The 13340-nt window shown below is 56.9% G+C and carries 9 protein-coding genes and 1 pseudogene; 2 read left to right on the forward strand and 8 right to left on the reverse strand.

Going from position 1 to position 13340, the window contains the following annotated elements:
* Positions 1-444: 444 nt before the first annotated feature.
* The 4 genes from ACP7B0_RS20055 to ACP7B0_RS20070 form a co-directional block, all read right to left on the reverse strand.
* On the reverse strand, positions 445-984 hold the full coding sequence (locus tag ACP7B0_RS20055; protein ID WP_426143364.1) for a hypothetical protein: 540 nt from the start codon (positions 982-984) through the stop codon (positions 445-447).
* Between the two features lie 327 nt (positions 985-1311).
* Positions 1312-4152, reverse strand: a complete 2841-nt coding sequence (locus ACP7B0_RS20060) for a filamentous hemagglutinin N-terminal domain-containing protein (RefSeq protein ID WP_426143365.1) — start codon at positions 4150-4152, stop codon at positions 1312-1314.
* A 64-nt stretch (positions 4153-4216) separates the two neighbouring features.
* Positions 4217-5884 carry a ShlB/FhaC/HecB family hemolysin secretion/activation protein gene (locus tag ACP7B0_RS20065; RefSeq protein WP_426143366.1) on the reverse strand — a complete coding sequence of 556 codons (1668 nt, stop codon included), beginning with the start codon at positions 5882-5884 and terminating at the stop codon, positions 4217-4219.
* A gap of 732 nt (positions 5885-6616) precedes the next feature.
* Positions 6617-7267, reverse strand: coding sequence for a response regulator transcription factor (locus tag ACP7B0_RS20070; protein ID WP_426143367.1), 651 nt, complete (start codon positions 7265-7267; stop codon positions 6617-6619).
* Between the two features lie 335 nt (positions 7268-7602).
* On the opposite strand from ACP7B0_RS20070, the gene ACP7B0_RS20075 reads away from it, so the two are divergent.
* A complete protein-coding gene (locus tag ACP7B0_RS20075; RefSeq protein ID WP_426143368.1) occupies positions 7603-8256 on the forward strand; it encodes a histidine kinase dimerization/phospho-acceptor domain-containing protein in 654 nt (217 codons plus the stop codon).
* A 118-nt stretch (positions 8257-8374) separates the two neighbouring features.
* Here the strand turns inward: ACP7B0_RS20075 and mltA are convergent, their stop codons facing one another.
* From mltA to ACP7B0_RS20090, 3 genes and pseudogenes are all read right to left on the reverse strand, one after another.
* Positions 8375-9535 carry a murein transglycosylase A gene (gene mltA, locus ACP7B0_RS20080; RefSeq protein ID WP_426143369.1) on the reverse strand — a complete coding sequence of 387 codons (1161 nt, stop codon included), beginning with the start codon at positions 9533-9535 and terminating at the stop codon, positions 8375-8377.
* A 183-nt stretch (positions 9536-9718) separates the two neighbouring features.
* Complete coding sequence (locus tag ACP7B0_RS20085) at positions 9719-10225, reverse strand: methyl-accepting chemotaxis protein (RefSeq protein ID WP_426143440.1); 507 nt, start codon at positions 10223-10225, stop codon at positions 9719-9721.
* Positions 10226-10255: 30 nt separating this feature from the next.
* Positions 10256-11032 (reverse strand): annotated as a pseudogene (locus ACP7B0_RS20090) (PAS domain-containing protein); the annotation flags it as partial.
* Between the two features lie 250 nt (positions 11033-11282).
* On the opposite strand from ACP7B0_RS20090, the gene ACP7B0_RS20095 reads away from it, so the two are divergent.
* Positions 11283-12431, forward strand: a complete 1149-nt coding sequence (locus ACP7B0_RS20095) for a glycosyltransferase family 4 protein (RefSeq protein ID WP_426143370.1) — start codon at positions 11283-11285, stop codon at positions 12429-12431.
* Positions 12432-12516: 85 nt separating this feature from the next.
* Here the strand turns inward: ACP7B0_RS20095 and ACP7B0_RS20100 are convergent, their stop codons facing one another.
* Positions 12517-13083 (reverse strand): GNAT family N-acetyltransferase, encoded by a 567-nt coding sequence (locus ACP7B0_RS20100; protein ID WP_426143371.1) that lies wholly within the window; start codon positions 13081-13083, stop codon positions 12517-12519.
* Positions 13084-13340: the final 257 nt, after the last annotated feature.

Raw genomic sequence — 13340 nt, forward strand, 5'->3', positions numbered from 1 at the left:
ACGGCTAACTATCGGCAGAACTACCAGAACTTTAGGTAGCCAGAAAAAAGATCACGAGTATCCGACGCCGCGTTTTTGCGACGGTATTCATCGTCATCGTTGAACGACAAGGATCACTCACAATGAAAAACTGAATGGGAAACCGCCCGAAGTCGAATACGTTAATCCGATGGGGCCGCCCAAATAGTGTGCCATCAAAGTGATACTGTCAATATTTTGTAACAGAGAATTGAGCCTTCGGATGAACGGCAAATTTACGTCACAAAATTGGCGACTTAAAAGTGTTGAGGGATAGCACGATGCCCGTGAGCGGTTAGCTAGCTATATAGCTAGCTATTTTGAGCAGCGACTCGGGTTGATTCATGCTGGGCGATATCAACGGTTAACTGTTTCTCACTGAAGAAATTAACCGTTTTGCATGGCTCCCGAGGCTCCGGCGAGGCGTTACCGGACTTCATAATACGACGCAAAAACACTCATGTTCGAGCGGGTTTCCGGCAGCACGTACACCACACCACTCGTTCCGCTGAACGCTGGGCTGACCAGTTTTCGGTAGAAATCGGCCGGAACGTTGATGCAGCCATAAGAGATACGCTTGTCCTGAATATTGGACGAAGCCAGGCGCTCCGTACGGCGCTCTTTCGGATTGCTGGTCACGACAGGATGCATCGCAATGGCATTTTTATAATCCACCCAAAGAATTTCTTCGCCTTTGAGGTTGCGGGCCAGTGAGGCGACAAAACGCCCTGCGGGGGTTGTGCGTTCGTCCGGGCGAATGCTTGAAAGCTTCCGATCCCCGATGCCGGGTACGGAGTCATCGCCGATTGCCAACCCCAACAGCGCCGGAGCCGTGCCGCCGAGTTGACCCTTGGCATTGAACACCAGAACGCGGGCCTGCGCCTTGTCGATGATGATAAAGGGCATCCCCAGATTATCGCCCGAGTCCACAACCCAATTGGCGGTGTCTCGGGCCGCTTGGGACACATCGTTGTTCCTGAAATCCGCACGCGTGGAGGTGGATGAAGAACCCGGCTGGCCGGCCGGTGCAGAAGCGGAAGGGTGAGGCACAGGTGCAGCCAGTGCAGGCAGTTGGAAAACAGACGCAACGGCCAGCAGACCAAAACAGACGAGTTCAGGTGCCAGAAGAAGAACCTTCCTCAGGGTGGTGCTTTTTTTTGCCCTGGGCAAATGGTGCAAGGCAATACTCCCATCACTGCTTAGGACGCGCTCAACGCTCCAGCAGCCAGGGCATGGGCCCTGACTGTCGATAAGGTTGGCGTGGTTTATCAACCCGTTATGCGAAGGCCGTGTTTAGTTGCGCTCCTGTTTAGGCAAATACACGGGGGCCTTGTAGACATAAGGTATCTGGTGGGCCGGCACCTTTTCCGATGCCTTGACCGGTACCGGCAGGATTGGCGTGACCTGTGCCAACTGATTGCCTGGCACGTTAATACCGGTCCCGACCACGGTAAGCGCGGGCAACAACGGGGCGTACGAGTTGCCATGATTCGGGTAGGCAGTGGCAAGCGGCCTGTCGGGATCGCCCGAGTTGCCGGTATCGGGAGTCGTTGCCCCCCGGTAGGCCTGCACCGGCAAGCCGGGTTGATTGGAAGCGACGGGCAGCTCCGGCAGACTCGTGCCAGGGGAAGTCGTGCCGGGAGAGGTCGAATCTGTAGGCGTTGAGCCTATCGGCGTCGAAACCGGCGATGTCGAGCCAGGCACCGTCGTAACCGGCGATGTCGACACAGGCACCGTCGTAACCGGCGATGTCGAGCCAGGCACCGTCGTAACCGGCGATGTCGAACCCGGAGAGGTCGGCGTCGGAGAGGTCGGTGTTGGATCTGCAGGCGTCGAACCAGGGGGCGTAGAGCCGGGATCGGTAGGTGTTGGATCGGTCGGTGTTGGATCTGTAGGTGTCGAGCCCGGTGGTGTCGAGCCAGGATCGGTCGGATCAACCGGTGTCGGATCGATTGGTGTCGTAACCGGCGCCGCCGTGATCAACAAGGTGCCCTGAACGTAGTTGATCAAATAGTTAGCCGGATTAAAAGTTCCTGCAGTCGCGTTGCTGGGCGTGATTCGGTAAGGATTGCCGGTTATCGGGGCGGTCGCGACTGTTCCGGGGCTCGTCACTGTGACGCTTCCAACGGTCTCGTTATTGACCAGTCCGGTCGAGGTGAAACCGGAAGTCGGAAGAACAATCGTTTGACCGAACTCCTTGGTGGCGTCGTTTGCAGTGATCGTCAGCGGGGCTGGCGTTATGTTCGCCAGGGTGATTCCGGACCCCGGAGTACCGGGTGCTGCCGTCAGGCTATCGAACGGCGCAAACAAGGCAAACAGGTTTGCATCGGCACCGCCAAGCGAATAACCACTGTAATTCACCGTTTTGCCAGTACCCACGTTTGGAGAATCAAACGTCGCAGTCCCGGCCTGCAGCGCAACATCACCTGCCAACGCCGGGTTGCGTTGTAATGACAATGTCGCTGCGTTGTTGCCGTCATAAACCTTATCGTCAGCCTGGACAAATACCCACATGAACGGCGTCAGCGTGGCGCCTCCAGACAACGTGAAATTGCCGGTAAAATCCGTTGGCGTCGCGTAAGAGACAGGCGCGTAATAAATCCTGACGGTGGACAGCGGCCCGGTCACAGCGGGTTTGATGCCGGATGCAAAATTTACGGTACCGACACCGGTACCGTCATTTGCGCCCACAAGCAATACATTACCGTTGGTCGCAGTGAACATCGCGTTGACGTTGACATTACGGCCAGCCACCATCGTGATATCACCTCCGCTAGCGCCCCCGGTCGCGGTCACTGTGGCGTTCTGGTTGATATCACGTCCGGCGATCAGCGCCAGATTTCCTCCGGTCGTGGTGATGGCTGCCTGCACGACCACATCACGACTGGCACTCAGGGTCAACGTTGTCGGGGCCGTCCATGTCACGGGCTCCTCGACAAGAATATCGCCGTTGCCTGCGCCCGGGGCGTTTGTATAGGTGACGTTACTGGTCTGCAAGTTATTGGAAAGGGTGGTGCCTGAGATATTTCCCGAGCTGGAGACAACGAAATCAAGAGGATCGATCAGCCAGGTTCCCGTCGTTCCAGCGGGCGCCAGCGTGGTCACCGTTGAGCCATTTGCGACATTGACGTGTGCGGCAGAGGTCTCGATAAAGCCCCCGGAACCGCCATTGGGCGCACTGGCATCCAGAGTGCCGGCAACATTCACGGTGCCGCTCTGCATATCCCCCATCAACATGATGGTGCCGTTGCGATTTTCGATGGTCTGGGCCCGAATGACGCCGGTGTTGTTCACGGAGGACGTCAACAGATTGTTTGCCGACTGAGCGGTCATCAGCACCCGACCGCCATCCGCCTGGATCAGCCCGCCGTTCTGCACCAGTGCATCCACGGCGCCGTTGTTGACGGCCACATTGAGCAGCCCGTCACCCGCCACATCCAGGGTGAACGAGTTGCCAGCCGCCAGTGCGACAGTGCCCAGTTGCGCCTGGATAACGCCCTGGTTGCTGACATTGGCACCGAGCAGAGCCACAGAGCCTCCATTGGCATTGATCGAACCGTAGTTGACTACGCTGCCGTCCCCGGTGCCTTCAAAGTTGTATTTACCCGCCATGAAATCGCTGTCGGTGATGTTCCGTGTAGATCCCACCAATCCGCCGACATTGACCGACGCGCCTTGACCGAATACGACACCGTTCGGGTTGACCAGGAACACTTTACCGTTGGCGTTAAGGCCCCCCAAAATACTCGAAGGGTCCGAGCCCAGCACACGATTGAGCGTCGTGGCGCTGCTGTTGGGCTGCACGAAATTGACCGACTCGCCCGTTCCGATGTTGAAACTCTGCCAGTTGATGGCGGCATTCTGGCTCGTTTGGGTAATGGTCGTGGTACTGCCACCCGAACCGATCGTGGCACTGCCCGCCGACACCGCTCCGCCTACCGGTAATGCATAGACGTTAAATCCGGCCGACAGCAGGATGGCGGTGGTCAGCACCTTCAGCGTGCAATGGACAGGAATCATCACGGATCCCTCGCTTCGGCCTGCCGCTTTCTTGCCGCCGGTTTTCGCATTTTCCGAAACGGCCACGAAGGTGCCGGTCTTGGCACTCCAGATTGATTGGTAACGGGTATTCATGGTGTTTACCTACTTGATTCAGGCATTGCTAACGTGGGATGCGCTGCGGTAACCGAGCCTGCGATCAAAAATACTTGACCATCTGGACCCAGAAGCGACCATTCGAATCGGGAGCCGAGGTCGCTTTTTCGCCACCCAGCTTCTGCGCGTAGTAGGTCTTCACGGAGAAGTTATTGAAGTCGAACCAGTTAACGCCCACCCCCGCCCCGCTCAGCGTTCTGGTTCTTTCCGAGTCATCCCAGCGATCTTTATTAAGCGTGACCGTACCGGTATCGACGAAGCTGATCAGTTGCACTTGCCCTAACCATCGATCAGAGAATTGCGGCAGTAAATATCGGGCTTCCACGGTCGCCAGATAACCTTCATCACCAAAGGCTTCGCCTTGCGGATAAGCCCGTACGCCGTCTATCCCACCGAGGTACATCTTTTCCGAGATATCCAGGTTTTTAGAGGCCACTTGTCCATTGACCGCGCCATAAAGCGAAAACGCATCCGTGACACGCTGCAATCGCATGACACTGAAACCCAACTTGTCGTAATGGCCGTTACTGCGGGCCGTAAGACCATCCGATGAGCGTGCTTCTGGAGTTTCGATGTCAAGGATGCCCGTTGACCAGGTCACGGAACCCGCCGTCATCCCGCCACCGCCAAAGTCATCGCGGTGATCGCCACGCAGCGTTGTCATCAGTACCTGGGCGTTCCTGTCGACGTGGGACGACACTAAGTCGATTCGGTCTTCGAACGTTTTGTAATCAAAACCCATCTGTACATAAAGATTGCTTCGGCGTGAACGAAGCAGTGGGTAGCTGCCATAGACACTGGCAATGTCTGCCGTGCCGTTGGCATGTAAGTCACTGAACTCCCTGCCCAGCTCATACTCCAGCCGACTGTAGGCTACGCCCGCTGTCGCCTCGCCAAACTGCATCTGATAAGCCGCGCGGGCATAGTCCAGCCCGTCGAAGCTGGAGAGTGCGCGAAGTGTGGCAACATCCCCCTGCCCTGCCAGATTGTTGATATTCAAGGTCCCGCCCAAACGGTACTCACCGGTATAACGGTTGCCTCCGTTATCGGCGTCGATGCTGCCCGTCACCTGTTGTCCAGGTGTCACGTCGACAATCAGGTCAGCAGCGCCCACCGATGCGCCGGGCACCAGCGTCGAACGTACTTCGACGCCGGGCGTGTCCGACAGCAGCAACAAATCTCTTTCGAGCGCAGAAGAGCGGATGACATCGCCGCTGTGCAGATCGTCCACAGCGCCATTGGCCAATCGGTCGGAAAGGTTGCTCTGATTACGCATCGACACGGCACCGTATTGGCCCTCTATGACCGTGATCGTTACAGCGCCGTTCTTGATTTCCTGGGCTGGCAAGTAAGCCTGGGCAACGAAATATCCCTTCTGGTGATAGAAGTCGGCAATCTGCGCGGCCATCGTCTGCAATTGGCCAAGGTTTAGTTCTTTGCCCGCAGTGAAACCAGTGAGCTTAAGCAAGTCGGCTTCGGAATAGAGGCGCTGCCCCGTCAAATGCAGCGAATTGACCTTTATACGGACGTTGTCCGAAGCAGGGACTGCGGGAGTCCGGGAGGGCTCGACATGGATTTCCGGCTCCACCTTTTTTAGTGTGGGCGTAGCGGGAATTTGTTGTATCTGGCTGCCTGCACCCGGAGGAAGCTGTACCGCATACACCCCTTGGCTCAAGGTCAATAGCACACACGCCACAAACTTCTTCTGCACAATAATCCTCTCGGTATTTCTACCTGATGGTATTCCTACCTAATACAAGAGTCCTGTGGACTCACAGGCTCAGTGCGTTCCAAATGACGTCATGCGAACCCTGTAGCCGATGACCTTTAAAGCATGTCCAAAGGCGCGACGTGTGTTCTTGACACCCCTAACCGTGCCCACAGTAAAAACATCCACTATGGCTGCCTGCGAATATCAAACGAACTTTTGCCTGGAAGCTATGAATTTTTGTTTGCAGTAGAATCTCTACAAACAACTCTTCGGCTACAGGACGGATTACTTTAATTAATATTACTTGCGTGCTGACTCATCGGATAAAAACACATTCAAGCGGCCCTCAGCCCCTCTAGAGTGGAGGACGAATAAGCCCGCCATAAAACAGTATTAATAAAAGAGATGAACAGCACCTTGGCCACCACAGTTTATGGAGGCCATTTGTTTTTGCAAGCGAGACAAAGCTGACATAGGTACATGTACCTATCAGAAAGGTAAAACAGTGACTAATCGCTAAAGAATTCCAAATAGCCGCTTTCAACGGAGTTGAAAAAACACCCGGCGCCGGCAAGCCCTACAGGAAGATTTGCCGCCAGGCCCCTCATCAACATCATGCGTGCCCCACGCAACCTTCCACATGAGAATGACACGCAGGCCCGAAATGCGTCGGTTGAATACCGACAACCGTATTTTCCGGTAAGAGCGCCGCCTGTGGAATCAGAGGGATCATTACGCTTCCGACATGGGAATATAAAAAAGCATGGTCCATCCCATGATCAATTCGGTAATAGTGCTGGCTCCCATTTTTTGCATGACTCGGCCCCGATGGATGTCTACCGTTTTTTTACTATTACCCAAGTGAGTGGCGATTTCCTGGCTGGTCATAGCGGCGAGCATCAGATCCAGAACCTCTCGCTCTCGAGAAGTCAGGTTCTCGAGCCGCTGGCGGTAATCGTCAGTCAAGGCTCGGCGGGCAAAAACCGATTGTGCCTTGAGGGACATGTGTTCGAGTTTTTCCAATAACTGAGCGTTATCGAAGGGCTTTTGCAAAAAACCAATCGCACCGGCACGTGTTATGTGAATGGCGGATTCAATGGTCGCATGCCCTGTCATCACCATGACAACCACATTCAAATTGAGGCGAACGATCTCATCCAATAGAACCTCACCACGCATTTCAGGCATCGCAAGATCAAGGATCATGCAGCCTGGAAGACCGTCGTAAGCCTTTAAAAACGCCGCTCCGCTGGCATGAAGCTGTACCGGGTAGCCGGCAAACGTCAGCAATTGATGTAGCGCATCGCGAGTAGCACAATCATCATCGACGACATGGATAACCACAGGGACACTGGCATTATTGAAGGTGTTTTTAACTGTCATGTACGCAGCTCACAAAAGCCAAGCTCGGACCGGCCCCACACCGGTCGTGTCTTGGTGGCTCTGATAATAAACCCTAGGCGAGCGGTAGGTACAAACATAACCGTTGATTCAGGCCACGCAAAAGATGATGCCTGGTCATCTTTTTGCGGGCAGGCATGAAAAACCGGTAGCAACTGTGGCGTAAGTCCGAGGCACCATGCAACTTTCTGCCGTTTAACGGGCCTATCTATCACCCATGAGCGTTCGGAATTTCGCGAACGCTCGGGCAGCCCGTGTTGATTGACTCTCTCATTCAGCGTTGAGCGCAGTATGACTGGCAGAAAATCGGTATGCGCATGAGCGACTTCATTTTAGAAAATCTTGAACCCATTCTTGAGCAGTGGAGTTCCTTCGCAAGCAAAACTGCACAGCGTAAAGGTCTGGAGTCGATTGAATCACGCGACCATGCGGAGAAAATGCTCAGGAGCGTCGCCGCCGATTCAGCCACGGTGAAGACAATTGATGAGCGCAGCAGCACGTCGGGCGACACTGCCCTCACACAATACGATGGAACAGCTTCCAATATTCACGCCGGAACCGGCCCTGTGGCAGATTCGGCCATCCACCAGATCGTTTCGCAATACAGCATTCTGCGCATGAGCGTGATGATGAAATGGCTGCAACGGATCGAATCGGAAACCGATCTGGAAGATGAATACATGGTTCGTTTCAACGAGTCCGTGGACCAGGCCCTTGCCCAATCCCTCGTGAGCCATTCACACGCCGTTGAGAATGCCCGCGTTCATTTTTTTGGCACTCTTGGACATGACTTGCGCACCCACTTGGGCGCCATACTGCTCAGCGCCGACGTCTTGTTACATCGTAAAGATACAGGGGCAGAAGCCATAAAGGCGGCGAAGCGTATTAATACCAGCGTCAAGCGGGCTGCCGACGTAGTGGAGAAGCTGCTGACCAGTGCTAACCCAACCGCGGGTTGGCGATTGCAATGAGCAGCTAAAGCGTCCAACCATTGGCCGGGCGTCCCCAATTCCCTGTCGGGGATTGGGGACGCCGGAGAGCTTCTGCCCCATGAAGCTTTACAGCGGTCGAACCGGTGGTCGCCGCTGTTTAACCCTCCGGCAACGCCATCCCTTTGGGCCACAGCAACCAGATGTTGCCCTTCTGCTTCATGTCGCCCGCCAGATGGCCAGCGTCATCGCCCGTACCCCAGAACAGATCGGCGCGTACTTCACCGGCGATGGCGCCGCCGGTGTCCTGTGCCGCGACCGGACGCACCAGACTGCTGCCGTCCGGGCGGGTCGTGGACAGCCACAAGAGGCTGCCCAGCGGAATCACCTTGCGGTCAATCGCCACGCTGTAACCGGCCGTTAACGGCACGTTGAGCGAACCCCGTGGCCCTTCATTGCTGTCAGGGTTACGGGCAAAAAACACATAGCTGGGGTTGCTCGCCAACAGGTCGTTGATACGTTCGGGATGCGCCTTGGCCCATGCACTGATGGCGCCCATGGTCACGTCCTCTTTCTTCAATTCACCCTGCTCCACCAGCCAGCGGCCAATGGCCCGATACGGCCGACCGTTCTGGTCGGCGTACCCGATGCGCAGCTGTTGCCCGTCGTCCAGGCGCACCCGGCCCGAACCCTGGATTTGCAGGAATTGCAGGTCCATCGGGTCCGTCAGCCAGGCAATGACAGGCGCATTGAGCCCCTTGCTGTTGATAGTCGCTGCGTCGTCATAAGGCTTGAGCACTCGCCCTTCGAGCCTGCCGCGCAAGCGCTTGCCCTTGAGTTCGGGATAGATACTGTCCAGGTTCACCACGATCAAATCGTCAGGCACGCCATACACCGGCACCTTGGCCTGGGCCGTCCGGGCGAGGCTGCCCGGATAGACCGGCTCGTAATAGCCCGTGATCAGCCCGTCCGTACTGCCCGCAGCGGAACGCAGGACATAAATCTGCAATTGAGCTTGCAGGAAAGTGCGGATTTCAGCGCCGGTGGGCTCAGCCGCCAGGGTACTGGCCGCCGCACAGGTCGCGCCCCAGACCGAATCGGCCTTGAGGCGCACACACGCGCTGCGCCAGGACGCAAAACCTGCCTGCAAATCGCTGTCGGTCACCGCGGGCAATACATCCCAACCGGCGGGGGTATAGGTGGTGTGCGGCGGCGCGGGGGGTGGCGGTGGAGTTTTTCCCGTGTTGTCGCAACCGGCGAGCAACACGGCGAATGCGGCCCAGGCCAGGCCGGTACGCCAGTGTGTGAAGAAAGGTGTCATGTGCGGTGCGGCTCCCGTGGAGCGACTTTTTGGCCCGCAAGGGTACTCAATGCACGAGCAATGCAAAAGCGCTGATCTTGCACCGCGCCATAAGAAGAAAACGCCCCAGGCCATGTGCATGGGGCGTTGGAACGGCGGGATATCGCAGCGGGGAGGGCCAACACCGTGTTTGCCCCTCAGCCGTCACTTCAACTGATTGGCAAACCGTCCCACGGCGCTGACCACTTGTCGGGCGCCGTCCTGGATCTCGACGATCACCGCGCCAGCGTCATTGGCCAGCCCAAGGCCCTGTTCGGCCTGACCTCGGCTGTTGGCCATGCCGCGCACGGCTTCATCGACCAGCGTCTGGTTCTGCTGCACGACGCTGACGATTTCTTCGGTCGCCGCGCTGGTGCGGCCCGCCAGTTGGCGCACCTCATCGGCCACCACCGCAAAACCCCTGCCCTGCTCGCCCGCACGCGCCGCTTCAATGGCGGCGTTGAGCGCCAACAGGTTGGTCTGCTGGGCGATGCCGCCGATGGTTTGCACAATCGAACTGATCAACAGCGACTGCTTGCCCAACGCTTCGATACCTTCCGAGGCGGACTGCATTTCTTCGGAGATCTTGCGCATGGTCTGCACCGTTTCCTTGACCACCGACGCTCCGCGCTGGGCGCTGAGGTCGGTTTGCTGAGAGATCTCGTAGGCCATGCCGGCGGCCTCGGAGACTTCCGCCTCCCGCTCCACCTGATCCGTCACGATCGTGGCGAACTTGACCACTTTGTAGAGCTTGCCCTGGCTGTCATGAACCGGGTTATAGGTTGCTTCCAGCCACACGACACGGCCGCTGCTGTCCAGTCGTTTGAAACGGCTGGCGACAAACTCACCTCGATTGAGGGTTTCCCAGAACGCTTTGTACTCGCTCGACGCCGCTTCGTGAGGCTCACAAAACAGGCTGTGGTGCTTGCCTTTGATCTGGGCAAGGGTGTATCCCATGCCGCGCAAAAACTGATCATTGGCCGTCAGCACATGACCTGTCAGATTGAACTCGATCACGGCCGTGGAATACTGCAACGCCTGAATGAATGACGCGTTTTCCGCCGCCTGTTCCATCGACGTGGTGATATCGCTGGCGAAACAGCGTATCTGCGAGAGCTTGCCGTCGTCGCCCGCGATGGGACACCAGGTCGCCCGGACCCAGACCAGGCTGCCGTCCACCCTGAGGAACCGGTAGTTATCCATGACCGACTCGCCCGCTGCCACGGCTTTACGCAGGTTGCGGTAGCAATCGAGTTGCTTGACGTAAGCCGGGACAATCTCATCCATGCCACGGCCCTGCAAATAGCTGGCGGTATAGCCCAGCGCCTTGAGGAAGTTGGCATTGGCGTGGGTAATGCGATAGGTGGGGTCCAGGGTCACGGACAACATTTGCGTGTCCATCCCCCTTTCCATCTGCCGGTAAATAGAGAGCTCAGCTTGCTGCGCTTGTAATTCCATTTTCAAACGAGTGTTGAACATAAAGCACCGCTATTTGCATGAGTGTTTCCAGATTATCGGCACTTCCGGAAAAGGCATGAATGCCCCTTGGTCAGGTTGTCACCTTGTTGTCACGCCCCGGGCCGTGATAAATGCTTGAAACGCCTGTACATGTTAGGCTCCGCGCCCTGATTACTTCTCACATAGAGCCTCCACCGAAATCGCGTCGCAAGCGCGTTCCGGGCTCACGGTTGAGTCATCATGCAACGGGTTTGAATCGAGAAAAGCACGAATGAACATAGGCTTTAGCTGCACTCTCTGGGCCGACGGGGAACGAGCAGGACATCTGGACGGTATCGGTATTTACACCCGCGCGCTCTGGCAGGGCTTGAGCGACGCCACCCAAAGCAGTGACACTCGATTCAAACCTTACGCTTTCGGCAAACACTTGCCCGCCATGGCCTGTGGCTCGCCTCAGGTGCTGGCCAAGGACTATCGCATCCACGCCGTGCTGAGCGGCGTACTCAAGTTGCCGCTGAGCAACAGCGCGGCCATTGGCCATGACATCGACCTGTTTCATGCCACCGATCACCACATCCCGCTGCTTCGTGGCGTGCCGACCGTGGCCACGATCATGGACTTGATCCCGCTGCTGCACCCGGAATGGATCAAACAGGATCTGAAAAGCCTCAAGAGCTGGCTGTTTGCAACCAGCATCCGACGCGCCGATCACATCATCACCATCTCCGAGCACAGCAAGCAGGACATGATCCAGCACCTGGGCATTGAGCCTGAGCGCATCAGCGTCACGCCGCTGGGCGTGGACCCGATCTATTTCGAACGCATCCCGGAGCCACAGCGCGAAGCCGTGCTGGCAAAACACGGACTAAAACCCGGTTTCTTCCTGTTTGTCGGCACTTTGCAGCCACGCAAGAACCTGCCCCGCGTGCTTGAAGCCTTTGAGCAACTGCCAGAAGCCGTGCGCAAAGAGCATCCGCTGGTGATTGTGGGTCGCGATGGCTGGAGCAATGAAGACCTGTTGCCGCAACTTCAGGCGCTGCAAGAACGTGGCGAAGGCCGCTGGCTCAGCTATTTGCCGCAGGATGAAGTCCTGACCCTACTGCAAAGCGCTGGCGCGCTGGTGTTTGCCTCGCTTTACGAAGGTTTTGGCTTGCCGGTGATCGAAGCCTTTGCCGCGCAATGCCCGGTGATCGCCTCCAACACCACGTCGTTGCCGGAAGTGACGGGGGATGCAGCCTGGCCTGTGGACCCTTCCAGCGCCGCGAGCATCAGCGCGGCCATGCTGAGCGTTCTGCAACACAGCGATGAGCGCGAAGAGAAAATCCAGCGCGGCCTGGCCCGAGCCCGGCAGTACACCTGGCAGGCCTGTGCGCAGCAAACGCTGGATGTTTATCGCAAGGTGCTGGCAAAAAACGCCTGACCTTTTGAAGGTGCTGGCGAACCGCCCTGATGGGGTGTATCCCCCAGGCCGGGCTCGTCAACCAGCGGGCTGCGGCCTCATCGGCTCAGGGCCCTTTCTTATCCTTCTTGCCGAGCACGTACTTGTAGAATATCTGGGAAGGATGCTGCTCATCGACATGGCATTCAAAACCGTGGTTCTCGGCCATTTTACGCATCAGCTCATTGCTGGAGATATCCATGCCCACCATGCAATCAAAGCCCTGATCACGCGCCGCTTCGATCAGATGGCCCATCAACATCCGCCCCAGCCCTCGGTGCTGCCAGTCATCAGCAACGGCCACTGCGAATGCACAGTGGCGGTCCCCTTCGAAAGCGCCGTAGCGGCTTACGCCTATCTCGATCTGCTGGCCGTTTTCTTCGGTCAACGCGACGTAGGCCATGCGATTGTGATAATCGATATCCATCAATTTATCCAGCAATGAGGCCTGCTCAGGGCTGAAGGTACTCATGAAGCGAAAGCGGCCCGAGCGCACCAGGTGCCTGAAGAACTCAGCTTCACGCTCCCGGTCCTCGGGCTTCAAGGGCCGGATCTGCACCTGCGTGCCATCGTCCAGAGATTCGTTCCAGCTTTCATCGGCATCAAGGCTGGCAGGTTTTTTTATCGTAGACATAATCATTATTCCCCTAGCCAACTGAATGGATTGACCAGCAACCAGTCTTGCGTGTCCGGCAGGGCCGCATCTGATCTATATCAGAATCTGCCGCATTGGATCTGTCATCGATCGCGCTTCATTGGCCGGGCGCACCTGCATGCAAACCAAGGGTGGATTGCCCACGCCCTGCTGGATCTGACTGTGCCGGCCTTGCTGACAGGCGCGGCCAGTCTCTTCTATCCTGACACCGATGGGGTGGCATAGTAATATTGCAT

Source organism: Pseudomonas sp. DWP3-1-2, assembly GCF_049896285.1.
Taxonomy (GTDB): domain Bacteria; phylum Pseudomonadota; class Gammaproteobacteria; order Pseudomonadales; family Pseudomonadaceae; genus Aquipseudomonas.

What these genes read in the sequence shown, in the direction of transcription:
- ACP7B0_RS20060 (WP_426143365.1), bottom strand. Translation starts at nt 4,152, where the DNA reads ATGAATACCCGTTACCAATCAATCTGGAGTGCCAAGACCGGCACCTTC.
- ACP7B0_RS20070 (WP_426143367.1), bottom strand. Translation starts at nt 7,267, where the DNA reads ATGACAGTTAAAAACACCTTCAATAATGCCAGTGTCCCTGTGGTTATC.
- ACP7B0_RS20075 (WP_426143368.1), top strand. Translation starts at nt 7,603, where the DNA reads ATGAGCGACTTCATTTTAGAAAATCTTGAACCCATTCTTGAGCAGTGG.
- mltA (WP_426143369.1), bottom strand. Translation starts at nt 9,535, where the DNA reads ATGACACCTTTCTTCACACACTGGCGTACCGGCCTGGCCTGGGCCGCA.
- ACP7B0_RS20085 (WP_426143440.1), bottom strand. Translation starts at nt 10,225, where the DNA reads ATGGCCTACGAGATCTCTCAGCAAACCGACCTCAGCGCCCAGCGCGGA.
- ACP7B0_RS20095 (WP_426143370.1), top strand. Translation starts at nt 11,283, where the DNA reads ATGAACATAGGCTTTAGCTGCACTCTCTGGGCCGACGGGGAACGAGCA.
- ACP7B0_RS20100 (WP_426143371.1), bottom strand. Translation starts at nt 13,083, where the DNA reads ATGTCTACGATAAAAAAACCTGCCAGCCTTGATGCCGATGAAAGCTGG.